Here is a 25,193-nt window from a genome sequence, read left to right on the forward strand (position 1 = left end):
CTAGACACCTGGAGGCCTGCGTGCTCCCGTTCTTGAAAGCGCTTGCCGAGCCGCGCAAGCTTCTGTTCTACGGTTCGCTCTACGCCATCTACGGCATGCGCCGGGTGACGGGGACAGGCGCGGTGATCGAAACCCGTGGGCCGGGCCACACACGCCCCAACCTGACCTGGAAGATTTTTGCCTACCTCGGCCTCAAGCCCGTGCGCGACGGCAAGGGCGCCTGCCCGGTCTACTATCATTACGACGACACCACGGTCGCGGCTTGCGAGGGCGCGATCAACGGACGTTGCGTCGACATCAGCAAGAGCACCGTCGGTCGCGTATTCGCCGAAGTGTTCGGGTATGCCCTCGACATCGATCCGCGCGAGCACCACGGCAAGATCGTCCGCAAGAGCGAGATCAACGCTGTCCACGACGGCGAAGTCCTTGAAGGACCGATCACCATGCCGCAGCCGGGCTCGGTCTATCAGCGGCTGATCGACAACACCACCGACGACGGCATGGTGCTCGACCTGCGCACAGGCATCGTCGGCAACGAGGTCCCTTACGTCTTCCTGAAGTATCGGCCCCGCGACATCCGCTTCTCGAACGACAACGCCTACGTCCGCTTGGGCCAGCCCGACCTCTTCACCCCAGAGGAAAAGGCTCTCATCCTGCGATTTTGTCGCGCGATCGGGCTGGACATCGGCGAGCTGGACATCCTGCGTGATCGCGAAAGCGGGAAAATCTATATCGTCGACGTCGCCAAGACTCCCCATTCGCCCAGCGACAACTTCATCACCCTTGGCGGATTGAAGGCCATCCGGGCCGGAGCACTCGCTTTCCGTCGGCAATTCCTTGAGGGAGGCGCGACGCTCCCGGCCTGAGCGGCTTTGTCGATCAGCTCGCGAGCAGGCGCCTCATGATCGCGCGCACCTCGTCGGCCATGTCGCTCCGCTCGAGCGCGAGCGCAATCGTTGCTTCGACGAAACCGGTCTTGCTGCCGCAGTCGAAGCGGCGACCTGCGAACGTCACCGCGTGGAACGGCTGGGCGCCGATCATTTTCGCCATGGCGTCGGTCAATTGGATCTCGCCCCCTGCGCCCTTCTCCTGGTTTTCGAGCGTGCGCATGACTTCGGGTTGGAGGATGTATCGACCCGAGATGATCAGGTTCGATGGCGCGTCCTCGCGCTTGGGCTTCTCGACCAGCCCGGTGACCTCGGTCAGCGTCTCGGAGACCTTCGCCCCAGGCGCGATGACGCCATAGTTCGAGACTTCCTCTTCCGGGACCTCGAGTACGGAGATCAGGTTGCCGCCGACCTCGTTGTAGGCATCGACCATCTGCTTCATGCAGCCGGGGGTGCCGACCATCATCTCGTCCGGCAGGAAGATTGCGAAGGGCTCGTCGCCGACGACCGCGCGTGCGCACCAGACGGCGTGCCCGAGGCCCATCGGCACCTGTTGGCGGACCGTCACCAGATTGCCCGGCTGGATGCGAGTCGGATCGAGCACCGAAAGGTTCTTGCCGCGTCCCGACATCGTGCTTTCGAGTTCGTACGCCGTGTCGAAATGCTCGACGATCGCAGTCTTGCCGCGCCCCGTCACGAAGATCAGTTGCTCGATCCCCGCCTCGCGGGCCTCATCGACCGCGTATTGGATCAGCGGCCGGTCGATGATCGGCAGCATCTCCTTGGGAATCGCCTTGGTTGCGGGCAGAAAGCGCGTTCCGAGGCCGGCAACTGGGAATACGGCCTTGCGGATCGGCTTGCGGGTGGTTGCGCTCGTCATGCAGCTTCATTTCCCCAGTTGTGTTGCAGTGCAGTTATGCCCCTCGCTTGCACCCTGACAAGCGACCTTTTTCTTGCACAGCGTGGAACTTCCCGGCTTTTGCGCGAACGTGACAAAGGCGCTAAGGCGCGTCGATGGACAAGATCATCATTCGCGGCGGCAAGCGCCTTTCGGGAACCGTGCCCGTGTCGGGCGCCAAGAACGCCGCACTCACCCTGCTACCCTGCGCGCTGCTGACCGACGAGCCCGTCACCTTGCGCAATCTGCCGCGACTGGCCGACATCGACGGCTTCCAGCACCTGATGAACCAGTTCGGCATTTCAACCTCGATCGCGGGAGCACGGCCCGAGGATTTCGGCCGGGTGATGACGCTGCAGGCGACGCGCCTTACCTCGACCGTCGCGCCCTACGACCTGGTGCGCAAGATGCGCGCCTCCATCCTCGTGCTCGGTCCGCTGCTCGCGCGCGCCGGCGAGGCGACCGTCTCGCTGCCGGGCGGCTGCGCGATCGGCAATCGTCCGATCGACCTCCACCTCAAGGCGCTCGAGGCCTTCGGTGCGAAGATCGAACTGGCAGCGGGCTACGTCCGCGCCATTGCGCCCGACGGCGGGCTGCCCGGCGGGCGCTACAGCTTCCCGGTGGTTTCGGTCGGCGCGACCGAGAACGCGGTGATGGCGGCGGTCCTCGCCCGCGGCACCAGCACATTGCACAACGCCGCGCGCGAACCCGAGATCGTCGACTTGTGCAACATGCTCGTGGCGATGGGTGCGCAAATCGAAGGCATCGGCACCTCCGACCTGACGATCCATGGGGTCGACCGCCTCCATGGCGCGACCTACATGGTCATGCCTGACCGGATCGAGGCCGGCTCCTATGCCTGCGCGGCGGCGATCACCGGCGGTGAAGTCACCCTTGCCGGCGCCCGCGCCAGCGAGATGGAGGCTACGCTGCAGGCGCTGCGCGATGCGGGCGTCCATGTCGAGGAGACCAAGGGCGGGGTCCACGTCGCCGCCAATGGCGCGCTCAACCCGGTCACGCTTTCGACCGCGCCCTACCCGGGCTTCGCGACGGACATGCAGGCGCAGTTGATGGCGATGCTGTGCCTGGCCAAGGGCTCGAGCGTCCTGACCGAGACCATCTTCGAAAACCGCTACATGCACGTCCCCGAACTCAACCGCATGGGGGCGCGGATCGAAACCAAGGGCCGCACCGCGATCGTTCACGGCGTCGACCGGCTGCACGGCGCCGAAGTGATGGCGACCGACCTTCGCGCCTCGATGAGCCTTGTCATCGCCGGCCTCGCCGCCGAGGGCGAGACGCAGGTGCATCGCCTGTATCACCTCGACCGCGGCTACGAGCGGTTGGAGGAGAAGTTCGCGCTTCTGGGCGCAGATGTCGAGCGCGTCGGCGGGGATTGAGAAGTCTGCGGAAGGGGCCATGGCCGAGATGCCGGACACCCTTCCCGAATCTCAAGCGGACGGGCCGGCGTTTCGCGACCTGGTTCGCGTCTTCGCTCGGATCGGCTGGATTTCCTTCGGCGGCCCGGCCGGCCAGATCGCGCTGATGCAGCACGAGATCGTCGACCAACGCGGCTGGGTCGACCAGCAAGCCTTCCTGCGCGCGCTCAATCTGTGTCACCTGTTGCCGGGGCCGGAGGCGCAGCAACTGGCGACGTGGATCGGTTGGCGGCTCCATGGAGTGCGGGGCGGGCTCGCGACCGGTCTGCTGTTCGTCGCCCCGGGGGCCCTGGTCATGCTGGCCCTGTCGCTCGTTTACGTAGCGGCAAGTGGCCTCGGGTGGTTCGTCGCCCTGTTCCTGGGGATCAAGGCCGCAGTCCTGGCCGTGGTGGCTCAAGCGCTGGTACGCGTTGCCCGGCAAGCGCTCGGCACGCGGTTCAAGTTTCTTCTCGCACTGCTTGCCGCGCTCGCGTTGACGGTTTTCGAGGCTCCCTTTCCGTTCGTCATCGCATTGGCAGGCGGAGCGGGCGCGTTGGTCGCCAAGTCCCGGCCGCAATGGCTTTCGTTGCATCAGGTCGTGCGGCGTGCGGTCCCGCAACCTCCCGCAACGCGGCTTGCCGGACAGACCGTTGCGACCGTTGCGATCTGGCTCATCGTCTGGTGGCTGCCGATGGGCCTCGTGCTGCTGGCGTTCGGTCCTCGGCACGTCCTATGGAACATCGGGCTGTTCTTCGCGCGATTGGCGATCGTGACGTTCGGTGGGGCCTACGCCGTCCTTGCCTACATGGCGCAGCAGGCCGTAGCCGGGTTCGGCTGGCTCGACGCCAGCGAGATGGCCGATGGCCTCGGATTGGCAGAGACCACGCCCGGACCGCTGATCATGGTAACCCAATTTGTCGGGTTCCTCGCAGGGTGGCGCAATCCCGGGCCGCTGTCCGCCCTCACGAGCGGCGTTCTCGGCGCACTGCTCACCACCTGGGTCACGTTTGCGCCCTGTTTCCTCTGGATATTCGCTTGCGCGCCATGGATGGAGCGCCTTGAACGTGCCCGGCGCCTGCAAGGCGCACTGGCCGCGATCACAGCTGCAGTGGTCGGCGTGATCGCCAACCTTGCCCTGTGGTTTGCACTGCACGTGCTGTTTCGAGACCGCTCTCCGTCGGGATGGCCGCTGCTGTCGAGCCTCGACACGCGCGCTCTTGGTCTTGCGCTCTTGGCGAGCGTGCTACTCCTGCGCTTGCGCCGCTCCGTTCCCGAGGTCCTCGCCATCTGTATACTGTGCGGATGGCTGCTCGCTCGGGCGTAGCAACCGGTTCGCGACCCACAGCCGGACGGCGCTGGCAAGGCCCGGTGGCGTTGCGACCGCGATGCGTTCGACGTCGATCCGCGCGACGAGCGCGTTGATCGGCACGCCCTCCGCCGCGGCCGCGGCCCGCAGCATGTCCCAGAACAGCGGTTCGAGGCTGATCGAGGTCTTGTGGCCGGCGATCTCGACCGATCGCTTGACCGGAGGATGGTAAGGCGAGGTCCGATCCGCGGGCATGGACGGCAGATACGAAAAATTCGGGGTGGCCCGCAAGTTGGGCCGATCCTACATCCGCGGCATGACCGGCAACTACCAGGCGCTCAGCGAAAAGGAGAAGGAGACGCTGCGCCTGCTGCTGGCCGGCCATGACGCAAAATCGATGGCCCGCCACTTCGGGCTTTCGGTCCACACGGTCAACGAACGCCTGCGCGAAGCGCGGCGTAAGCTCGCCGTTTCGAGCAGCCGCGAAGCTGCGCGCTTGCTCCACGAGATCGAAGGTCAGGCCCCCCAATCGTTTGGGGACAGGGCTTTGGGGGATGTGGCGGCGCAGGATCAGCGGCAACCCCTTGTTCCACCAGCGGGGGAAAGCGGCCAGCGGGGCCGGACCGGCTGGATTGCAGGAGGAATTGCGATGCTTTTGAGCCTTACCCTTGCGGCAGCCCTTGCAGCAGCCGGTGGTCCCGTGCCGGTGGCGCAGTCGGCCAGTCCCGATGCCGATGCCATCGCGCACAGCGCGGCCGAAACCGCAGCGGTCGCCGCCGCGCGTCATTGGCTCGAACTGGTCGACGCGCGCGACTGGAAGGCGAGCTACGGCCTCACGTCCCGCTCCTTCCGCACCAGCAACACACTCGATGGCTGGACGCAGGCGGCACTCGGCGTCCACGACAAGTTCGGTCCGGCCAGCAGCCGCGTGCTCGTCTCGGCAGAGGAAACGCCGGCACCGCCCGATGGCAACGTGGTGGTGAAGTTCCGCGCCCGGTACACCAACAAACCCGAAGGGTCCGAAGTGCTTACGTTGGTGCGCGAAGATGGAGCGTGGAAGGTTTCCGGGATATACGTAGGTTGAGATTCCGCGGATCGGCCCGCCGCGACGCGGCGGGCCTTTCGCTCAATACATGTGCTGGCCGCCGTTGATGCTCATCGTCGAGCCGGTCACGAAGCCGCCCTCGTCGGAGGTCAGGAACGACACGCCGCGTGCGATTTCACTCGCCTGGCCGAGTCGCCCGCAGGGAATCTTGGCAACGATCTTCTCGAGCACCGGCGCGGGGACGGCCGCGACCATGTCGGTATCGATGTAGCCGGGGGCAATCGCGTTGACGGTAACGCCGTACTTGGCGCCTTCCTGCGCCAGCGCCTTGGTGAAGCCGTGGATGCCCGACTTCGCTGCGGCATAGTTGACTTGGCCGTATTGGCCGGCCTGACCGTTGATCGAGCCGATATTGACGATCCGGCCCCAGCCGCGCTCGCGCATGCCGGGAAAGGTCGCCTTCGCCATGTTGAAGCAGCCGCCGAGGTTGATCCGCATCACCTCGTTCCAGTCGTCGAAGCTCATCTTGTGCAGCACGCCGTCGCGCGTGATGCCTGCGTTGTTGACGACGATGTCGATCGGACCGACTTCGGCTTCGACCCGGGCGCATCCTTCGAGCGTCGCTTCGTGGTCGCCCACGTCCCAGCGGTAGGCCTTGATGCCGGTGGCCTCGGTAAAGGCCCGCGCCTTGTCCTCGTTGCCCGCATAGTTGGCAACGACGATGCGACCTTCGGCCTGCAGCGCCAGGCAGATCGCTTCGCCGATTCCGCGTGTTCCGCCCGTGACGATTGCAACTCGTGTCATGCCTTACTCCCGTCTCCGCCCTCTCGCGGCTAGGGTAAATGCATGACGGACCTGCGACAAGCGCAAGCGGATCCAAGCGCATCCACCATCGATTGACCTCGCGCTGCGCCCTATCGTACCCATCACGTTGGAGCAGACAGGCTTCCGTCGCGTGTGTGACATGGGACAACAACTGGGCCTACTGGCTGCCCTGTCTGCTGCGGCGACCGCACCGATCCGGGGATGATCGAAATCGACGAATGGCACGTGTGGACGGCGCTCCCCTCCGCCAAGGACCAGCTCAGGATAGAGCGCCATGTCGATGGCTTCGCATGTCCGGTGCGCGCATACTTCATGTCGGCGTGGGCAACTCGCTTCTTGCAAGGCGCTTCTGCGCGCGTGGCGCGGAGGTCGTCGGCACCACGATCGCGCCCGAGGAAGTCGCGCATGGTCGGGCGATGGGCATCACCCGCTATGACTTGCGCCTGCACAACAAGTACCGCGGACACGACGGACAGGCTTGGGGGCACTTCGACTTCATCGTCGACAACAACCCTTCGAGCTTCGCCTGCTGTCTCGACCACTACATGACGATGCTGAAGTTCTATTCCGACGTGCTGAAGCCCGATGGCCAGTTCCTCGTCGACCGGGTCGGGCTCGGTTGGGCGCTGTCGGCAGACGGCGCACTTGCGCGCTGGGGGTTCTCGTCCGAAGATCTGGCCTCGACCGCGGCGTTGGTCGACCTGCGGGTCGAGCCGGTCACGGCCGATATCCTCGCGGTGTCGCGCGGCGAACCCGTGCGGCCCAGTGCGATCCGGCGGACTGCCTGGCGAATCATCGAGCGGCTCAAATAGGAGGCGGGCCGCGTTCGACACGAAGGCGCAGCCGGCGCAACGCGGTCAGAAGCGGAACTGGGTCCCGACGTAGACGGCTTGGCTGTCCTGCTTGCCATCGGTCAACGGACGCAGGCGATCGCGCTCGGACGAATAGCGAATACCTGCGATCGCGTTGAAATTGCGCGTCAGGCGATAGCTGCCGCCCAGATCGAGCTGGTAGTCGCCCTGCGTTTCGAGGGTGCGCGGCGCGCGGCCTGCGCGTTCCTTCTCGTCGATCTGGATGCGCGGGGCAAGGCGGCCGGGATTGACCGCGGCGGTTGCTCCGGCTGGCGTGAAGCTGCGCAGGTCGGGCACGTCGAGGCGCTCGATCTCGCGCGGCAGGACGGCCACGCTGCCGGCTGCGAAACTCTGGTAGCCGCGTGCGGCGCCGAGATTGTAGACCGTCGGCGCAATGCGCACCGCGGCAGAGCCGGGCGTCATCGCCGATGCCGGCAACGCGCCGCGCACCGAGATCACGCGGCCTTCGTCTCCGTCGACGCGGATCGCGACGGTCACCGCGTTGGGACGCGACGCCGAACCGGCCGGGGTGAAGCGGAAAAGCTTGCCATGGGTGGGCAAGCCGAATTGCGCGGCAAGGCGCGGATCGACCGAGGCCGGGGTGAACGACCCGATGCCGCCGCGCGCTGCGAGGCTGACCGGCACCGAATCGAGCTTTCCGGCAAGCACGTTGCCGAGAGCCGGAACCGCCACCAGAGCCGCCGCGGCAAAGCTTGCGGACAGCAGCGAGGCACGACGAAAGCGGCGCTTATCAGCACCCTTTGCCTGCCATGTCCCCTGCTTGCGCATGCCGTGAGCCAGTTCTCTTCCGTGTGCGGCGAGACCGCGACTCGCTTGTCAGCTCGTCCGACTCTCCCGACCAACTCTCCACATAGGCAAAGGTTCGTCCAAAAGCCAGCAATGGCGATGACGCAGCTCGGTTTCGCGCATGGTTGCGCGAGACCTGTGGCGCAATATCCACACGGGGTTTCGAGCCGGCGCGTCTGATGTCGTCAGCCGCCGCCGCGCCGCCGCGCCCGCTCCATGCGCGCGCTCGCGGTCAGATGTGGCAGGAGGCGGCGGGCGAGCCCGCGCATGCGCGCCTTGATCCAGAAATAGCGCGCCAGCAGCGGGTCCGTCTCCTCGGCGATCCGTCCGTTGATCAGCGCAATGCGATCCGCCGGCGCGCCACGCGCAAAGATCGAGGCGGCTGCAATCGTGGCGAAATGGGCGTTGTCCTGACCAACCACGCCGCCGCAGACGGAAAGCAGATGGATGTTCTTGAACGCCACCAGGGTTTCCTGCTCGACGAGTTCGGGTTGTTCCATCAGCATCTTGTGGTTTGCGTTGTTGAAGCGCTTTTCCTCCGCGTCGAAAATCAGTTCGACACCTTCGGGGCAGACGATCTCACGCGGGGCAGCGGGGCTGTCGCTTGCCAGGAACAGCTTGCGAAAGCGCCAGATCGCATGGATTTGCGCGATCCGCGCGTTGATCACCGAGGCCGGCACGAAGGCCGTCTCCACTGCCTTGTCGCCCCGGCGGAAGTGCACGCCGAGCGTCTCGGCATCGACGCCGAGCCGATCGCGCTGCTGCTCGTTCCATGTAGCCACGCGCGGCAGAACCCGCAGCCAGTTGAACACCAGTCCCTCTAGCAGCAGGCGGCTTTCCACCGGCGCGCCGATCCGCGCGGAGACGCGCTCGAGCAGCATCCTCTGGATCGAGGCATCGAACGGGGGGCTCACCCGAGGATCGTGGACGATCACCCGCTCGGCCTGGTCGGTGCCGATCGCGATCGGCGGAGCATGATCGAGTCCGCTCAGGTCTTCGATGGGACCATTCAAGGCAGCGAATGTCTGGCCGTAGGGCGGATCGGCGGGCGAAAGGAACACCGCCTTGCGATCGTGCGCTAAGGCCATCGCCAGCGTAAGGATGCGGCCGCTGAGCTGGCCGCCGAGGCCGCAGGGCACCGGACGAAAAACCAGCAGGCGCTCGCTGTCGCCGAACTGCAGCGCATCCAGCGCCTGCCCGAAGCGGGCCGTCAACGCTGCGCTCGCGGTGCCCTCGGCAGTTGCGTGGTGTCCCATCATGGCTCCTTGCGCGGCAAGTAGGGGGCGATCGCCTGCGCCATCAGCGCGGCGCCGCGCGCATTGGGGTGGATGAAATCGAGATAACAGTCCTCGCTCCAGCCTGGCGATTCGGCCGGAACGACCAAAGCTGTCCCCGGCCGCACCGCGACGAGTTCGTCGAGGAACCGATGTGCGCGGATATCCTCTCCGCGCATCGCGTGTCCGACGATGACCACGGTCTGTGGAAGGTGCGGGGCGAGCGCCGCGTATTCGGCAAGCGCCCGGTCGCGCAGCTCGGGCCGGGGCGGGCCGGGCGGGGCGACCCGCTCGCCCCAGGGCCACCACCAGGGATCATTGCGGTATATGTGGCGGCGAAGCAGCCAGAGGGTCAGGAGAAAGGGACGCCGCGTCGGGAACGACAGCTCGTTCTCGCCCCGGCCGATCGTATCGAAATCGCCGGTGTTCATCACCCAGACCAGCGCCGCCGCCTCGTCCCAGCCGGGGGTTGCGGCCAAGGCACCCAGTTCGTTGACGAGGGCCCAGCCGTGGCATGCAACGGGCGAGACCGGGTGCCCCGTCTCCCGCTCGAGCGCCGCCGCCAGCGTGTCGCGCTGGTCGAGGTGCAGCCCGCCTTCGACCACGCTGTCGCCGAGGACGACGATGCGACCGGCAAGGTTGTCCACATCGGCATCGCTGCGCATCCCGAAGCGATCGTAACGCCAGCGGGCGCGTCGTCGAAAGCGGCCCTGCTGATCGGACGCCATGCGGTAGATCGAGTGGGGATCGCGCGCATACAGCGCAAAGCCGCCCACGCCTGCAACACGCAGACCGGTTTCCGCGACGACAAGACCGACAAGAGCAAGGCCGCCCAGCGCCAGCATGGCGGCGATGGCGACGCCGGGCTCGATCATGCCAAACCCAGATAGCCGCGCAACCGCGCGATGCTGTCCGCGCCCCACTGGCGGGCGCGGCTGGCGGCGAGCGCCGGGTCGAGCCGAGGTGGCAGCGTCGCCGCATCGAAGCTTTCTACGTTGCCGTCGTAGGCAAGGTGCGGCAGGCCTTCGACAAGGCAGGTCTTCTCCAGCAGCGAGCCCTTCCGCACGATCACCGGCAGGCCCAACTGGATTGCGCGGCCGAACACTCCCGAGGCCTGGTCGTAGTCCGGCGCATAGCAGCACCAGACGGCATCGGCCGCGGCGTAGAGGTCGAGCAGTTCGTCATGGCTGATGTAAGTTGCGTGGGCCTGCCCGCCCGCCGCAATGAATTCCTTCAGGTGTTCACCGACGTCGCATTCGACCACCCGGCCGCCGAATGCGAAATGCCAGGTTTCGCGCAGGTCGGCGCGTGCCGTGTAGAGCCGCGCGAACATGTCGAAGCCCTTGGCGCTGTCCTGCCGGCCGATTGCGACGACGACGCCACGCGCGCCGGCGGTTTCGCGGATCGATTGCGCGAACGCGCCGGCGGGCCGATTGCCGTCGACGTCCTCGGGATAATGGAGATCCCAGTATTGTGGGTCGAGTATCCAGCCATTCGCGAAGCGCGCGAACCGGGGCTCCAGTGCGAACGGAAGGATCGTCAGCGTGTAGACACCGGGCAAGCGGTTGATCGTGGCGAGGAGCCAGCGCTTGATCCGGAGGCGCAGCAATCCGCCTTCGATCAACGGGAGCGGACGAAACAGGATGCCGGCGGTGCGGCGGCCCATCAACGCGCGCAACACGCACAGCATTACGTAGGAGCCGACCGAAGCCTCGATGGCCCCGTCGAGAACCGGCTGGCGTGCCCAGAGCGCGCGCCACAGCGAACTGGTGCGCGTGCTGCCGATCAGGCGCGCCATGAGCGCGTAGTATTCCGCCCGGTGCCCTTCGTCGCCGGGATAGTTGTCGTATATCACGACGGCTGCGGAGGAGGCTGCGTCTGCCATTGCGCCGCTTTTCGCAGGTGCGGCACGCGCGTCAAGACCCCCCGGCGCCAAGCATGTTGCAGTGCGGCAAAAGGAGCGGCCGCGGGCAATGCCGCGGCCGCTCCGTTCAGCGCATCCTGAAGGTCAGCGCGCCGTCACCTTCATCGACCATCACCGTGGAACCGTCGGGGATCTCGCCTCCGAGCAACTTTTCGGCAAGCGGGTCCTGCAGGTAGCGCTGCACCGCGCGCTTGAGTGGCCTCGCGCCATAGACCGGATCGTAGCCGACGCGTCCCAGCCAGCGCTTGGCGGCATCGGTCAGGTCAATGGTGATCTTGCGGTCCTTCAGCAGCCTCGCCACGCGCGCGACCTGGATTTCCACGATCGGCGCCATGTGCTCCTGGCCGAGGCGATGGAACAGGATGATCTCGTCCAGCCGGTTCAGGAACTCGGGCCGGAAATGCCCGCGCACCACGTCCATCACCTGCGGCTCGACGGTCTCGACCTCCTGCCCTTCCTCCAGGTTGGCAAGGTACTGGCTGCCGAGATTGCTGGTCAGGATGATCAGCGTGTTGGTAAAGTCCACCACGCGGCCCTGCCCGTCGGTCAGGCGGCCGTCGTCGAGCACCTGCAACAGCACGTTGAATACGTCCTGGTGCGCCTTTTCCACCTCGTCGAACAGCACGACCTGATAGGGCCGGCGCCGCACCGCCTCGGTCAGCACGCCGCCTTCGTCGTAGCCGACATAGCCCGGAGGCGCGCCGATCAGGCGCGACACGGCGTGCTTCTCCATGAACTCGCTCATGTCGATGCGCACCATCGCGTTGTCGTCGTCGAACAGGAAGCCTGCCAGCGCCTTGGTCAGTTCGGTCTTGCCCACGCCCGTGGGCCCCAGGAACAGGAAGCTGCCCAGCGGTCGGTTCGGGTCCTGAAGGCCTGCACGCGCACGGCGGACGGCCTTGGACACGGCGATCACCGCGTCCCTCTGCCCGATCACGCGCTGGCCCAGCACTTCTTCCATCTTGAGCAGCTTCTCGCGCTCGCCTTCCATCATCCGGTCGACCGGCACGCCGGTCCACTTGCTGACGACGGCGGCGATGTCCTCGGCGGTCACCTCCTCGCGCAGCATCGCGTTCTGGCTCACGCCCTGGGCCTCGGCCAGCTGGCGCTCCAGCTCGGGAATGCGGCCATAGGCAAGCTCCCCGGCCTTCGCCAGGTCGCCGTTCCTCTGCGCCACCTCCAACTCCACGCGCGCGGCGTCGAGCTGTTCCTTCACCTTGCCTTCGGCGGCGATCTTGTCGCGCTCGTTCTGCCAGCGGGTGGTCAGTTCGGCCGACTGCTGCTCGAGGTTCGCCAGCTCCTCGCGCAGCGCGGTCAGGCGGTCCTTGGATGCGGTGTCGGTTTCCTTGCCCAGCGCCATCTCCTCGATCTTCATCTGGATGATGCGCCGGTCGAGCTTCTCGATCTCCTCGGGCTTGCTCTCCACTTCCATGCGGATGCGGCTGGCGGCTTCGTCCATCAGGTCGATCGCCTTGTCGGGCAGGAAGCGGTCCGAGATATAGCGGTTGGACAGCGTCGCTGCCGCCACGATCGCGCCATCGGCGATGCGCACGCCGTGGTGCAGCTCGTACTTGTCCTTGATCCCGCGCAGGATGCTGATCGTGTCCTCCACGGTCGGCTCGCCCACGAACACCGGCTGGAACCGCCGCTGCAGCGCGGGGTCCTTTTCGACGTACTTCTGGTATTCATCCAGCGTCGTCGCGCCGATGCAGTGCAGTTCGCCGCGCGCCAGCGCGGGCTTCAGCAGGTTGCCGGCGTCCATCGCGCCTTCGCCCTTGCCCGCCCCGATCAGGGTGTGCATCTCGTCGATGAACAGGATGATCTCGCCCTCGGCGCCCTTCACCTCGTCGAGCACGGCCTTCAGGCGTTCCTCGAACTCGCCGCGATACTTCGCACCCGCGATCAGCGCGCCCATGTCGAGCGCCATCAGGCGGCGGTCCTTGAGGCTATCGGGCACGTCGCCATTGGCGATGCGCAGCGCAAGGCCTTCGGCGATCGCGGTCTTGCCCACGCCGGGTTCGCCGATCAGCGCCGGGTTGTTCTTGGTGCGGCGGGCCAGGATCTGCACGGTGCGGCGGATTTCCTCGTCGCGGCCGATCACGGGGTCGAGCTTGCCGTCGCGCGCTGCCTCGGTCAGGTCGCGGGCGTACTTCTTCATCGCGTCATAGGCGTTCTCGGCGCTCGCGCTGTCCGCGGTGCGCCCGCCGCGCAACGCGGTGATCGCTGCCTCCAGCGCCTGGGGCGTGACGTTCGCGGCCTTCAGCGCCTGTCCCGCGGTCGTGGTGGTGGCCAGCGCCAGCGCCACGAGCATGCGCTCGACGGTGACGAAGCTGTCGCCGCTCCTGGTCGCGACCTGCTCGGCCTGGTCGAGAACGCGTACGGCATCGTTGTCGAGCCCCGGCGTCTGTTGCGCGCCCGAGCCCGAAACGGCCGGCATCCTCGCCAGCACCTTGTCGACCTCGCTTTGCGCGAAGGCGGCGTTGCCGCCGGCACGGGCGATCAGCCCGCTCGCCATGCCCTCGCCGTCCTCGAGCAAGGCCTTGAGAATGTGATCGGGCGTGATCCGCTGGTGGTTCATGCGGATCGCCACTGTCTGCGCCGCTTGCAGGAATCCCTTGGCGCGGTCGGTAAATTTTTCGAGGTTCATGGGCCTGCTTTCCTCCTGTTCGCTCCAGAAGTAGTGTGGCCTTTAGGCAACACAAGGACGTGGATCAAAATTCGACCCTAGGTCCCAAGGGCTACTCCAAATCGACAGTCCTCCGTCTGCGGGAGTTGGTGCTCGCATTTTTGCAACGCTTGGGCGCGATCATTGCATTGGATCGGCAGCGGTGCCGGCGGCATAGACGGGGCATGCCGCTGCTCCCGCCCGCCGCCGATAGCCCCGACCCCGGTGCTCCGTTGCGCCCGGTCCAGGGCGAGGCAGCAATGCTCGCCCGGGCGGCAGAGCTTTCCTTGCCGATCCCCGCAGCGTGTCGGCCCGGGGTCGTGGCCAATCTGGATCTGCTCGCACAGCATGCGCGTGTCCTGCTCGAGGGCAGCCTACCATGAGCGCGCTCGCCATTGCACACGCTGTGCGGAGCCGTCGCGTTTTCGCCGCGGAGATCGCGGAGCACGCGATTGCCGCGTCCGCGGCCGACCCGCATTGCGCCGTGACCCGCGTCCTCTCCGAGCGGGCACGCAACGAAGCAGCCCGGATCGATGCTCTCGTCGCGGCCGGGGAAGACCCGGGCCCGCTCGCCGGCGTACCATACGGCGTCAAGGATCTTTTCGATGTCGCGGGCCTGCCCACGACCGCGGGGTCGGCGCTGCGCGCCAATGCGGCGCCCGCGACGTGCGATGCGGAGGCTATCGCGCGGTTGCAGCGCGCCGGGGCGGTGCTGGTCGCAACGCTGAACATGGACGAATTTGCCTATGGGTTCGCCACCGTCAACGCGACCTACGGTACGACCAGCAATCCGCACGATCGCACGCGTCTCGCTGGTGGGAGCTCGGGGGGATCTGCCGCCGTCGTAGCCTCGGGCGCGCTTGCCTTCAGCCTCGGGTCGGACACCAACGGATCGATCAGGGTGCCAGCGAGCCTCTGCGGGCTTTATGGACTGAAGCCCGCGCATGGGTCCTTGCCGCGCGACGGGACCTTCCCGTTCGCCGAAAGCTTCGACGACGTCGGACCACTCGCCACATGTCTTGAGGACCTTGCCTGCCTGTGGGAGGTCTTGCTCGGCAGAACCATCGCCGATGAAGCTTCGCAGGAGCCGATCCGCGTGGCGCGGCTTGGTGGTCGCTTTCGCGAGAATGCCCACCCCGCACAACACGCGGCGATCGACGCGGCAGCGCCGGCCGCCCCAATTCTCGAATTCCCCGATGTCGCTCGTGCACGCAGCGCCGCGTTCCTGATGACCGCATTCGAAGGAGGGCGTCTCCACCGAACCATGCTGGCGCGCGACGCCATGGCCTTCGACCCTGCCGTCCGCGATCGCCTGCTCGCCGGCGCCTTGTTGCCCGAGGGGCTCTACGATCGGGCGCGGCTATGGCGCAGCGCCTTCGCCGAAGAGCTGGCGGAACGTTTCGGGCAGTTCGATGTCCTGCTCGCGCCTGCCACACCTTGCGTTGCGCCGGAAATTGCCGATCCGTTGATCGAAATCGACGGCGTGATGCGCCCCGCCCGGGCAGAGCTCGGGATTCACACCCAGCCCATCACGTTTGCTGGCCTCGCTTCGCTGAACGTGCCGCTCAAACGCCCCGGCGAGCTTCCCCTCGGGCTGCAGGTCATCGCCATGCCCGGATGCGAAGCAAAGTTATTGCGCTATGCGGCGATGCTGGAAGAGAAGGGACTGACCGGGGTTACTGCGCCGATCGCCGGAAGCACATTCGGGGCGCACGTGGGGGAATTCAAATGACGGAGGCGCACTCCAGCGCACTCGACCGCCGTTTCAGGCTGAGCGAACGTGGCACCAGCGTGAGGACCGAAGTCCTGGCCGGGTTCACGACCTTCCTGACCATGGCCTACATCGTACTGGTCAATCCGGCGATCCTTGGGCAGGCCGGGCTACCGGTCGCCTCGGTGGCATCGGCGACCTGCTTTGCCGCGGCCTTCGCTTCGATCCTGATGGGGCTGGTGGCCAACACACCGCTCGCGCTCGCTCCGGGCATGGGGCTCAACGCCTATTTCAGCTTCACCGTCGTGCAGCAGATGGGCGTGCCCTGGCCGATCGCGCTCGGCTGCGTGTTCATTTCGGGTGTCGCATTCCTGATCCTTACGCTGACCGGGGTCCGCCAACTGATCGTCTCGGTCATTCCATCTCACCTGTTCGGCGCCGTTGCGGGCGGCATAGGCCTGTTCATCGGCTTCATCGGGTTGAAAGACGCGGGCATCGTCGTCGCCAACCCGGCAACGTTCGTGGGGCTCGGCCCGGTGACTCAGCCGGGACCGGCATTGGCACTGTTCGGCCTCGTCGTGATCGGCACTTTGAGCGTATGGAACGTGCGTGCGGCTATGCTCATCGGCATTGTCCTCACCACGCTCGCCGCCTGGGTGTTCGGTCAGGTCGCACCGCCCACCGAACCCTACAGTCTCGCTGCGCTGACCGGCACCGCTTTCAAGCTGGACATACCAGGCGTGTTCGGCCTGACCGGCAGCCACGGCCTAGGCCTGCTCGAAATCCTGTTCGTGTTCCTGTTCGTCGATCTGTTCGACAACATCGGCACGCTGGTCGCGGTGACGAAGCGGGCAGGATTGATGGACGGTGCCGGGCGCATCCCTGGCCTCAACCGCATCCTGATGACCGACGCCGTCGCCACGATGGTGGGCGCCATGGCGGGGACCAGCACGGTCACCAGCTACGTCGAGAGCGCGGCAGGCGTGCAGGCGGGTGGCCGCACCGGCCTGACCGCTGTCGTTACCGGCGTGCTGTTCCTGGCCACAATGTTCGTCGCCCCTTACGCGCAGCTCGTGCCACTCGCCGCGACTGCGCCGGCCCTCGTCGTCGTCGGCGGGCTGATGCTGCTGCCGCTGACCGAGGTCGACTGGGAGGACCCGATGGCGGCGATCCCCGCCTTCCTCACCGTCGCGATGATCCCGCTGACCTTCTCGATCGCCAACGGCCTTGCCTTCGGCATCACCGCGCACGCGCTGCTCAAGCTGCTCAAGGGGCAGGCCACGCGCGCCGACTGGTTCCTCTTCACGCTCGCGGCGCTGTTCGTCGTGCGCTTTGCCTGGATGGCCGCTGCATGAATTTCCGACTGATTCTTTCCGCCGCCGCTCTAGCGCTCGCGCTGCCTGCCAGCGCGCAGGCCCAGCGGCTCGACGAAACCCCGCGCACCGTGGTGATGACGGCGTTCCGGCCGGAATGGAACGCGCTGGTACCGGCGATCAAGGACGCGCACGAGCATACGATCAACGGCGGCACGTTCCTGACCGGCACGCTCGAAGGCAAGCCGGTGATCCTGATGCAGAGCGGCGTTTCGGTGGTGAACGCGGCAATGAACACGCAGGCAGTACTCGACCGGTTCGCGGTCAAGCGCATCGTCTTCTCGGGGATCGCCGGCGGCGTCGATCCCAAGCTTTCGATCGGCGACGTTGTGGTGCCGGAGGACTGGGGGCAGTACCTTGAAGCCTCGTTCGCGCGAAAGACCGACGGCGGATGGATGCCGCCCGACAAGGGCGACCCGGAAAGCCCTGCGAACTGGAATTTCATCTTCCCGCGCGGCACGATCATCGGCAACGCGGCAACGCCCCCGAAGCGGATCTACCGCGTGCCGGTAGACGCCGCGCTGCTCGACCTTGCGCGCAAGGTCGTGCCGACGATCACGCTCGAACGCTGCGTTCCGCCTTCCGAAAAGATGCGTCCCGGCTCCGAGCTTTGCTTGCCGCGCACGCCGAAGGTTGAAGTCGGCGGCACCGGTGTCACTGCGGGCATCTACGCCGACAATGCCGAATTCCGCATCTATCTCCAGAAGGCTTGGTCCGCGCGCGTGCTCGACATGGAAAGTGCCGCAGTGATGCAGGTCGCCTATGCAAACCAGGTGCCGGCGATCGTCTTCCGCAGTCTGTCGGACCTTGCCGGCGGCGATCAGCACAAGAACATGGAGGACACTTTCGAACACCTGGCCTCGGTGAACTCCGCGCACGTCGTTCGAGCCTTCCTCGCGGCGCTCGCGGACTGACCAGGTGACGCTCGCGACCGTCACCGGAGCGAAGGGCATGGTCACCGCGCCGCATTACCTTGCGGCAGAGGCGGGGCTTTCGGTCCTTCAAGACGGTGGATGCGCGATCGAGGCGACGGTGGCCGTGCAGGCCTGCCTGGCGGTAGTCTATCCGCACATGACCGGCATCGGCGGGGATGGCTTCTGGGTCATTGCCGAGCCGGACGGAAAGGTTCACGGCATTCACGGCTGTGGCAGTGCGGCTGCGATGGCTACGCTCGAGCTGTACGATGGGCTAGACGCGGTGCCCTTCCGCGGGCCGCTTGCCGCCAACACCGTCGCCGGCACGATCTCGGCGTGGGAAGCGGCGCTCGCCAGCGACCACGGCAAGCTCCCGCTCGCGCGCCTGCTGCGCGATGCCATTGCCCATGCCGAAGCGGGGGTTTCGGTTACTGCCGGCCATGCCGCGCTGGCTGCGAGCAAAGGCCCCGAGCTGCGCGTGCAGCCGGGCGCCTATGCCGCGACGTTCGAGCCCGAAGGGCGCCCCTTGCGCGAAGGCGACGTGCTGCGTCAGCCGCTCCTCGCGCAGACCTTGCGCCGCCTGTGCGAGGAAGGTCTTGCCAGCTTCTATACCGGCGCGCTCGCCAAGGACATCGCCGCCGATCTCGCCGCGCTGGGAAGCCCGGTCTCCGCCGACGACCTCACGGCCCACGCGGCTACGCGGCCCGAGCCGCTGACCACCCGTTTGCGCGATGCGCAACTGTGGAACAGCGCACCGCCGACGCAAGGGGCGGCCTCGCTGCTGATCCTCGCCCTGTTTGACCGGCTTGCCGCGGGCGCGGCAAATGGCTTCGATCACGTCCACGGACTAGTCGAGGCGACAAAACAGGCGTTCCTGCTGCGCGACGCGCACCTCGGCGATCCGGCGTGGAGTCCGTTCGACTGGCAGGCCTTGCTGTCGGACGCGCCCGCGCTCGATGCCCTGGCAGCGAAGATCGATCCGGCGCAGGCATTGCCCTGGCCGCAGCCGGCGCAATGGGGCGATACCTGCTGGTTCGGCGCCGCCGATACGCAAGGGCGCGTCGTCAGCGCGATCCAGTCGACCTACTTCGAATTCGGCTCGGGGCTGGTCCTGCCGGGGACGGGGATCACCTGGCAGAACCGGGGCAGCAGCTTCCGCCTTGCCGAGGAAGGCTGGAACGCGCTCAAGCCCGGCCGCAAGCCGTTCCATACGCTCAACCCAGCGCTCGCGCGGTTCGACGATGGCCGGGTCATGGCCTATGGCACGATGGGCGGCGAAGGCCAGCCGCAGACACAGGCCGCGCTGTTCAGCCGCTATGCCCGCTTCGGCAGCGACCTGCAGGCGGCGATCTCCGCCCCGCGCTGGTTGCTGGGCCGGACCTGGGGCGACCAGTCGACCACGCTGAAGCTCGAGGACGGTTTCGACGAAGGGCTTTACACCGCACTCGCGGCCGCCGGGCACCAGGTTGAACGGGTCGGAGCGCTGACCGCGACGATGGGGCATGCTGGCGCGATCGTCCGCCATGCCGACGGCCGGCTCGAAGGCGCGACCGATCCGCGCAGCGACGGGAAGGTGGCGGCATGGTAGCGCATGTCGTCCAGGCAGGCGGCGCCCGAGCCGTCGCGCGCTGCGATGCGCTCGCCCGCCCGCCGTACAGCGACAGCGCCCACGGTCTTACCCGCACCTGGCTCTCTCCCGCCTTCACCGCCACGCAGGAGCGCATCGCGCGCTGGATGGAGCAGGCGGGCATGACCGTCTCGCGCGATCCGGCAACGAACCTCGTCGGCCGCTACGAAGGCGCCGATCCCGCCGCGCCGGCCCTGCTGGTCGGCAGTCACATCGACAGCGTGCATGGCGCCGGTGCCTACGACGGCCCGCTCGGCGTGTTGCTCGCGATCGAAGCGGTCGCCGCGCTGCATGCAGCGGGCAAGCGCTACCGCTTTCCGATCGAGGTGATCGCGTTCGGCGACGAGGAAGGCTCGCGCTTTCCCGCCGCCATGCTCACCAGCCGCGCCGTTGCCGGCACGCTCGATCCCGCCGCGCTCGATGTCCGCGATCGCGATGGCGTGGCGCTCGGCGATCTCGTCGATCTCGCGGCCTATCCCGCCGCCGCCCGCGCGCCCGGTTCGGTGCTCGCCTATCTCGAGGCGCATATCGAGCAAGGGCCGGTGCTCGAAGCGCAGGGGCTCGCGGTGGGCACCGTCACCGGCATCGCCGCGCAGATGCGCTACGAGGTCGAACTGGTCGGCAGCGCGGGGCATGCCGGGACCACCGCGATGGGTCTGCGGCGCGATGCAGTGGCCGGCATGGCGGAGATGGTTCTGGTCGCCGAAACCGTCGCCCGGGACAGCCTGGGGGACGTTGTGGCGACGGTAGGTGTCGTTCAGGTACCTTTAGGTGCCGCCAATGTCATCGCCGGAAAATGCGCCTTCACGCTCGATGTCCGCGCCGGCTCGGACGCCCGGCGCGACCGTGCGGCCGACGAAATCCTGCGTCTTTTCCGGCAGATAGCCGATTCGCGCGACCTCGGCCTCGCGGTGCGCAAGGTCCATGACCTGCCTGCCAGCCCCTGCGCGCCCGCGCTGATGGACCTGCTCGACGTCGCGACCCGTTCTGCCGGCCACAAGCCCTTCCGCCTCGTCTCGGGCGCGGGCCACGACGCGATGATCATGGCCGCGCTCTGCCCCACCGCGATGCTGTTCGTGCGCTGCCGGGGCGGGGTGAGCCACAATCCTGCCGAACATGTCGATCCGGTCGACGCCGAAGTGGCGCTGCGGGTCATGCTCGGCTTCATCGACCGTCTGGGAGCTGTCCATCATGCCGCCGCTTGATCCGACCCTGTTCGGCGACATCGACCCGCCGCAGCGCCTGCTGATGGGGCCGGGACCGGTCAACGCGCATCCTCGCGTGCTGCGGGCGATGGCGGCCGATCTGCTCGGCCAGTTCGATCCCGAGATGACCGGGTTCATGAACCAGGTCATGGCGCTCTACCGCCCGGTTTTCGGCACGCAGAACCAGTGGACCATGCTGATCGACGGCACCGCCCGCGCCGCGATCGAGGCTTCGCTCGTCAGCCTGGTCGAGCCGGGCGAGACGGTGCTGGTGGTCAACTTCGGCCGCTTCGGCCTGCTCCTGACCGAAATCCTCGCCCGCATCGGCGCGAAGATCGAGACGGTGAGCGCGCCGTGGGGCGAAGTCGTGCCGCTCGACGCGATTGCCGAAGCGATCGAGAGCTTCGGGCCGAAGGTCGTGGCGAGCGTCCACGGCGACACCTCCACCACGATGGCGCAGCCGCTGGAAGGGCTGGGCGCGCTGTGCCGGGCGGCGGGCGCGTATCTCTATGTCGATGCCTGCGCGACGCTGGGCGGCATGGAGATCGCGGCGGACCGCTGGGGCGTCGATATCGTGACCGGCGGCCTGCAGAAGTGCCTCGGCGGGCCGTCGGGCTCCGCCCCGATCACCATTTCCGACCGCGCCGCGGAGCGCATCTTCGCGCGGCGGCACGTCGAGCAGGGCATTCGCCGCGCCGACATCGTGGATGGCGCAGGCCCCCGGATTCCGTCCAACTACTTCGATCTGGCGATGATCATGGACTACTGGTCGGAAAAGCGCCTCAACCACCACACCGAGGCGACCTCGATGCTCTACGCCGCGCGCGAATGCGCCCGCGTCGCGCTGGGCGAGGGGCTCGAGGCGCGCTTTGCCCGCCACCGCAAGGCGGGGGCGGCGATGACCGCCGGCGCGCGGGCGCTGGGCCTCGTCGTCTATGGCGACGATGCGCACCGCATGACCAACGTCACCGGCGTGTACATTCCCGCAGGTATCGATGGCGAAGCTGTGCGCACGATGATGCGCGAGAACTTCGAGATCGAGATCGGCACCGCCTTCGGAGCGCTGCAGGGCAAGATCTGGCGGCTGGGCGCGATGGGCTACAACGCGATGAAGCACAAGGTGCTGCTGACGCTCGGCGCGCTCGAAACCTGCCTGAAGGCGCAAGGGTTCAGCCTTCCGCTCGGCGAGGCGGTACCCGCAGCGCTGGCGGCGTGGGAGGTGGCGTGAAGCCCCAGCGCGATCTCGTCGGCTATGGCGCCACCCCGCCGCAGGCCGCCTGGCCCGGCGGCGCGCGGGTGGCCGTGCAGGTCGTGATCAATTACGAGGAAGGCGCGGAGAATTCCGTGCTCAACGGGGACAAGGGGTCGGAAGCGTTCCTGTCCGACATGGTCGGCGCCGCCTCGCACCCGGCGCGCGCGATGGCGATGGAGAGCCTCTACGAATACGGCAGCCGCGCCGGCTTCTGGCGCCTCCACCGCCTGTTCAGCGAGCGGCGCGTGCCGGTGACGGTGTTCGGCGTGGCGGCGGCGATGGAAATGAACCCGGCGGCCGTGGAAGCGATGCTTGCCGCCGACTGGGAGATCGCCAGCCACGGCTATCGCTGGATCGACTACCAGTATGTGCCCGAGGACATCGAGCGCGAGCATATCGCCCGCGCGATCGAAGTGCACACGCATGTGACCGGCAGCCGCCCGCTCGGCTGGTATCAGGGGCGGACCTCGCCCAACACTGCGCGCCTAGTCGTGGAGGAAGGCGGCTTTCTCTACGATGCCGACAGCTACGCCGACGACGTGCCCTACTGGGATGTGCGCCACGGCAAGCCGCAGCTGATCGTGCCCTATTCGCTCGACGCCAACGACATGAAGATGGTCGCGCTTAACGGCTTTACCGAAGGCGAGCAGTTCTTCCGCTACTTGCGCGACACCTTCGAGCAGCTGCGCGAGGAAGGCGGGCGGATGATGTCGATCGGGCTTCACGGCCGCATCGCAGGGCGTCCGGCGCGTGCCCGCGCTGTCGCCCGGTTCCTCGACCATGTGATCGCCAGCGGCGATGCCTGGATCGCCCGCCGGATCGACATCGCGCGGCACTGGACCGACCTTCACCCTTATGCGGCAGGCGCGGCATGACGATCGACGAGCCCGCCTTGCTGGCCGAAGTGACCGCGGCGTTCTACGCCTATGAAGCTGCGCTTATGGCCGATGACATCCCGGCGATGGACGCGCTCTTCCACGATGCGCCGACGACCAACCGTTTCGGCGTGGGCGAAGTGCTGTGGGGGATCGAGGCGATCCGCGCGTTCCGCAAGGGGCGCGGCGGATCGCCGCAGCGGCGGCTCGGCCACGTGGCCATCACCGTCTATGGCGACCGCTTCGCCACCACCGACGCCGAATTCTTCCGCCAAGGCGCGGAGCGGCGCGGCCGGCAGTCGCAGGCCTGGGTCAAGTTCGACGACGGCTGGAAGGTCGTTTCCGCGCACGTGAGCCTCGAAGGGACGACCTCGTGACCGCGCTGTTCGAGCACAGCCCCTGGGTCGAAGCGAGCGCCGATGCACTGCCATCGACCGGCAACCGCCACGCCGATCTGATGGCGGTGGTCCACGCCGCCTCGCCCGACGAGCAGCTCGCGCTGATCCGCGCGCACCCGGAGCTCGCCGGGAAAGCGGCGATCGATCGCACGCTTACTGCAGCTTCGGCCGCCGAGCAGGCGAGCGCCGGGCTCGACCGGCTGAGCGAGGCGGAGTTCGCCCGGTTCCACGCGCTCAACGCCGCCTATCGCGAGCGCTTCGACTTCCCCTTCATCATCTGCGTCCGCCTGACCGACAAGGCCGGCATTCTCGCCGCAATGGAGCGGCGCCTGCGCAACGACCGCGAAACCGAGATCGCCACCGCGCTGGCGCAGATCGGCGAGATCGTCCGCCTTCGGCTGGAGGACCAGGCATGACCTTCGACCTGCTCGAATGGCTGAATCTTGCGATCCGCTGGTTCCACCTGACCGCGGGCATCGCCTGGATCGGCTCGTCGTTCTACTTCGTCTGGCTCGACAACCATCTCGTGCCGCCGAAGCAGGGTGATGCCTCGGGAGAGGTCTGGTCGGTCCACGGCGGCGGCTTCTACCACAAGCAGAAGTACCAGGTGGCCCCGGCGCACATGCCCGAGGACCTGCACTGGTTCAAATGGGAGGCCTACACCACCTGGATCACCGGCTTCCTGATGCTGGTGCTGGTCTACTACGTGGGCGCGGAGAGCCTGCTGATCGATCCCGCCAAGGCGCGGATGACGACTTCGGACGCGATCATGCTGGGGCTCGGATCGCTGCTGGCGGGATGGGGCTTCTACGACACCGCCTGCCGTTCGCCGCTGGGCAGGGACAACCGCGTCCTCGGGCTCGTCTGGTTCGCGTTCCTGCTGTTTGCCGCCTGGTTCCTGAACTGGGTGTTCAATGCGCGCGGGGCCTACCTGCATGTCGGCGCGATCATGGGCACGGCGATGGTCGGCAACGTGTTCTTCGTGATCATCCCCAACCAGCGCAAGGTCGTTGCCGCGCTGATGGCGGGGCGCGAGCCCGATCCTGCGCTGGGCAAGGCCGCCAAGCAGCGCTCGCTCCACAACAACTACATGACGCTGCCGGTGCTGTTCATCATGATCAGCCACCACTACCCGATGACCTATGGCGCGGCGCGGCCCTGGCTGGTGCTGGCGCTGGTCGGGCTGACCGGCGTCGCCGTGCGCCACGTGTTCAACTTGCGCCACCGCGGCGCGCCGACCGGCCGGGCCACGCTGGTGGCAGGCGCCATGGTGCTGGTCATGGTGACCTACGTTTCGGCCGAAAAGCTGACGCTGCCGGCCGAGGCCAAGGCCGCCGAGGCGGATGCGGCGCCTGCGAATTACGCCAGCGTCCAGCCGCTGTTCGCCAGGCACTGCATCGCCTGCCACGCGGAGCACCCGGCCAATGCCGCGTTCACCGCGCCGCCGCTGGGGGTCGAGCTCGACAGCTACGAGCATGTGCGCATCTATGCGCCCCGGGTGAAGAAGGTTGCAGTCGACAGCGAGATCATGCCGCTCGGCAACACGACCGGCATGACCCGCGCGGAACGCGACACGATCGGCCGCTGGATCGCGGCGGGAGCCCCGCAATGAGCACGCTTTCGACCCATGTCCTCGACACGATGCACGGTCGACCCGCCGCCGGCGTCAGGCTGCGGCTGGAGGATGCCTTCGGCGTAACCCTGTTCACCGGGGAGACCAATGCCGACGGGCGCTGCCCCGGCATGCCCGAACTGCCGCCGGGGCGTTATGCCCTGACCTTCGAGGTTGCCGTCTACTTTGCGGGCGCAGGTGTCACGCTGCCCGATCCGCCGTTCCTCGACGACGTGCGGATCGCCTTCGGGATGGCCGAGGCTGGGCATTATCACGTGGCGCTGCTCGTCTCGCCCTTCGCCTATTCGACCTATCGGGGCAGCTGA

25 protein-coding genes are annotated in these 25,193 nt (G+C 67.2%); 17 read left to right on the plus strand and 8 right to left on the minus strand.

Annotated elements, in window-relative coordinates; translation table 11 throughout:
* Positions 1 to 20 precede the first annotated feature (20 nt).
* A complete protein-coding gene (locus tag K3A85_RS15995) occupies positions 21 to 866 on the plus strand; it encodes an ATP-grasp domain-containing protein (protein ID WP_225207532.1) in 846 nt (281 codons plus the stop codon).
* Between the two features lie 13 nt (positions 867 to 879).
* Here K3A85_RS15995 and galU read toward each other — a convergent pair whose 3' ends face one another.
* Complete coding sequence (gene galU / locus K3A85_RS16000; RefSeq protein WP_225207533.1) at positions 880 to 1,767, minus strand: UTP--glucose-1-phosphate uridylyltransferase GalU; 888 nt, start codon at positions 1,765 to 1,767, stop codon at positions 880 to 882.
* 134 nt (positions 1,768 to 1,901) lie between these two features.
* Here galU and murA point away from each other — a divergent pair, with 134 nt between their 5' ends.
* Together murA and chrA are read left to right on the plus strand one after the other, a co-directional pair.
* Positions 1,902 to 3,185, plus strand: a complete 1,284-nt coding sequence (murA, locus tag K3A85_RS16005; RefSeq protein ID WP_225207534.1) for a UDP-N-acetylglucosamine 1-carboxyvinyltransferase — start codon at positions 1,902 to 1,904, stop codon at positions 3,183 to 3,185.
* A gap of 19 nt (positions 3,186 to 3,204) precedes the next feature.
* The gene (chrA, locus tag K3A85_RS16010) at positions 3,205 to 4,527 is read left to right on the plus strand and encodes a chromate efflux transporter (protein ID WP_225207535.1); all 1,323 of its coding nucleotides are present in this window, start codon (positions 3,205 to 3,207) and stop codon (positions 4,525 to 4,527) included.
* Here chrA and K3A85_RS16015 read toward each other — a convergent pair.
* Positions 4,447 to 4,764, minus strand: a complete 318-nt coding sequence (locus K3A85_RS16015) for a ribbon-helix-helix domain-containing protein (RefSeq protein ID WP_225207536.1) — start codon at positions 4,762 to 4,764, stop codon at positions 4,447 to 4,449. The genes chrA and K3A85_RS16015 overlap by 81 nt on opposite strands.
* Before the next feature lie 61 nt (positions 4,765 to 4,825).
* On the opposite strand from K3A85_RS16015, the gene K3A85_RS16020 reads away from it, so the two are divergent.
* On the plus strand, positions 4,826 to 5,593 hold the full coding sequence (locus K3A85_RS16020) for a helix-turn-helix domain-containing protein (protein ID WP_225207537.1): 768 nt from the start codon (positions 4,826 to 4,828) through the stop codon (positions 5,591 to 5,593).
* 42 nt (positions 5,594 to 5,635) lie between these two features.
* On the opposite strand, the gene phbB is transcribed toward K3A85_RS16020, so the two are convergent.
* Positions 5,636 to 6,358: an acetoacetyl-CoA reductase gene (phbB, locus tag K3A85_RS16025; RefSeq protein ID WP_225207538.1), complete on the minus strand. Its 723-nt coding sequence runs from the start codon at positions 6,356 to 6,358 to the stop codon at positions 5,636 to 5,638.
* Between the two features lie 311 nt (positions 6,359 to 6,669).
* Here phbB and K3A85_RS16030 point away from each other — a divergent pair, with 311 nt between their 5' ends.
* Positions 6,670 to 7,191, plus strand: coding sequence for an SAM-dependent methyltransferase (locus K3A85_RS16030; RefSeq protein ID WP_225207539.1), 522 nt, complete (start codon positions 6,670 to 6,672; stop codon positions 7,189 to 7,191).
* 45 nt (positions 7,192 to 7,236) lie between these two features.
* On the opposite strand, the gene K3A85_RS16035 is transcribed toward K3A85_RS16030, so the two are convergent.
* The 5 genes from K3A85_RS16035 to clpB form a co-directional block, all read right to left on the minus strand.
* A complete protein-coding gene (locus tag K3A85_RS16035; RefSeq protein WP_225207540.1) occupies positions 7,237 to 7,923 on the minus strand; it encodes a hypothetical protein in 687 nt (228 codons plus the stop codon).
* A 299-nt stretch (positions 7,924 to 8,222) separates the two neighbouring features.
* Positions 8,223 to 9,293 (minus strand): hypothetical protein, encoded by a 1,071-nt coding sequence (locus K3A85_RS16040; RefSeq protein ID WP_225207541.1) that lies wholly within the window; start codon positions 9,291 to 9,293, stop codon positions 8,223 to 8,225.
* Positions 9,293 to 10,156: an SGNH/GDSL hydrolase family protein gene (locus K3A85_RS16045; protein WP_225207542.1), complete on the minus strand. Its 864-nt coding sequence runs from the start codon at positions 10,154 to 10,156 to the stop codon at positions 9,293 to 9,295. Before K3A85_RS16045 ends, K3A85_RS16040 begins: the two co-directional genes overlap by 1 nt.
* Positions 10,157 to 10,182: 26 nt before the next feature.
* Positions 10,183 to 11,109, minus strand: a complete 927-nt coding sequence (locus K3A85_RS16050; RefSeq protein ID WP_225207543.1) for a hypothetical protein — start codon at positions 11,107 to 11,109, stop codon at positions 10,183 to 10,185.
* Positions 11,110 to 11,302: 193 nt separating this feature from the next.
* The gene (gene clpB / locus K3A85_RS16055; protein WP_225207544.1) at positions 11,303 to 13,882 is read right to left on the minus strand and encodes an ATP-dependent chaperone ClpB; all 2,580 of its coding nucleotides are present in this window, start codon (positions 13,880 to 13,882) and stop codon (positions 11,303 to 11,305) included.
* Between the two features lie 278 nt (positions 13,883 to 14,160).
* On the opposite strand from clpB, the gene K3A85_RS18205 reads away from it, so the two are divergent.
* The 12 genes from K3A85_RS18205 to uraH are packed head-to-tail and all read left to right on the plus strand — an operon-like array spanning position 14,161 to position 25,193.
* A complete protein-coding gene (locus K3A85_RS18205; RefSeq protein WP_225207573.1) occupies positions 14,161 to 14,283 on the plus strand; it encodes an AtzG-like protein in 123 nt (40 codons plus the stop codon).
* A complete protein-coding gene (locus tag K3A85_RS16065; protein WP_225207545.1) occupies positions 14,280 to 15,632 on the plus strand; it encodes an AtzE family amidohydrolase in 1,353 nt (450 codons plus the stop codon). Before K3A85_RS18205 ends, K3A85_RS16065 begins: the two co-directional genes overlap by 4 nt.
* The gene (locus K3A85_RS16070; protein WP_225207546.1) at positions 15,629 to 16,966 is read left to right on the plus strand and encodes an NCS2 family permease; all 1,338 of its coding nucleotides are present in this window, start codon (positions 15,629 to 15,631) and stop codon (positions 16,964 to 16,966) included. The genes K3A85_RS16065 and K3A85_RS16070 overlap by 4 nt, the downstream gene beginning before the upstream one ends.
* A complete protein-coding gene (locus tag K3A85_RS16075; protein WP_225207547.1) occupies positions 16,963 to 17,898 on the plus strand; it encodes a 5'-methylthioadenosine/S-adenosylhomocysteine nucleosidase in 936 nt (311 codons plus the stop codon). Before K3A85_RS16070 ends, K3A85_RS16075 begins: the two co-directional genes overlap by 4 nt.
* Before the next feature lie 37 nt (positions 17,899 to 17,935).
* The gene (locus K3A85_RS16080; RefSeq protein WP_225207574.1) at positions 17,936 to 19,486 is read left to right on the plus strand and encodes a gamma-glutamyltransferase family protein; all 1,551 of its coding nucleotides are present in this window, start codon (positions 17,936 to 17,938) and stop codon (positions 19,484 to 19,486) included.
* A complete protein-coding gene (locus K3A85_RS16085; protein ID WP_225207548.1) occupies positions 19,480 to 20,730 on the plus strand; it encodes an allantoate amidohydrolase in 1,251 nt (416 codons plus the stop codon). The genes K3A85_RS16080 and K3A85_RS16085 overlap by 7 nt, the downstream gene beginning before the upstream one ends.
* Complete coding sequence (locus K3A85_RS16090) at positions 20,717 to 21,958, plus strand: pyridoxal-phosphate-dependent aminotransferase family protein (protein ID WP_225207549.1); 1,242 nt, start codon at positions 20,717 to 20,719, stop codon at positions 21,956 to 21,958. The genes K3A85_RS16085 and K3A85_RS16090 overlap by 14 nt, the downstream gene beginning before the upstream one ends.
* Positions 21,955 to 22,857, plus strand: a complete 903-nt coding sequence (puuE, locus tag K3A85_RS16095) for an allantoinase PuuE (protein ID WP_225207550.1) — start codon at positions 21,955 to 21,957, stop codon at positions 22,855 to 22,857. Before K3A85_RS16090 ends, puuE begins: the two co-directional genes overlap by 4 nt.
* Positions 22,854 to 23,234: an oxalurate catabolism protein HpxZ gene (gene hpxZ / locus K3A85_RS16100; protein ID WP_225207551.1), complete on the plus strand. Its 381-nt coding sequence runs from the start codon at positions 22,854 to 22,856 to the stop codon at positions 23,232 to 23,234. The genes puuE and hpxZ overlap by 4 nt, the downstream gene beginning before the upstream one ends.
* Positions 23,231 to 23,671 carry a 2-oxo-4-hydroxy-4-carboxy-5-ureidoimidazoline decarboxylase gene (uraD, locus tag K3A85_RS16105; protein WP_225207552.1) on the plus strand — a complete coding sequence of 147 codons (441 nt, stop codon included), beginning with the start codon at positions 23,231 to 23,233 and terminating at the stop codon, positions 23,669 to 23,671. The genes hpxZ and uraD overlap by 4 nt, the downstream gene beginning before the upstream one ends.
* Positions 23,668 to 24,867 (plus strand): urate hydroxylase PuuD, encoded by a 1,200-nt coding sequence (locus K3A85_RS16110; protein WP_225207553.1) that lies wholly within the window; start codon positions 23,668 to 23,670, stop codon positions 24,865 to 24,867. The genes uraD and K3A85_RS16110 overlap by 4 nt, the downstream gene beginning before the upstream one ends.
* A complete protein-coding gene (gene uraH / locus K3A85_RS16115; protein ID WP_225207554.1) occupies positions 24,864 to 25,193 on the plus strand; it encodes a hydroxyisourate hydrolase in 330 nt (109 codons plus the stop codon). Before K3A85_RS16110 ends, uraH begins: the two co-directional genes overlap by 4 nt.

The organism is Novosphingobium huizhouense, assembly GCF_020179475.1.
In the GTDB taxonomy this organism is placed as follows: domain Bacteria; phylum Pseudomonadota; class Alphaproteobacteria; order Sphingomonadales; family Sphingomonadaceae; genus Novosphingobium; species Novosphingobium huizhouense.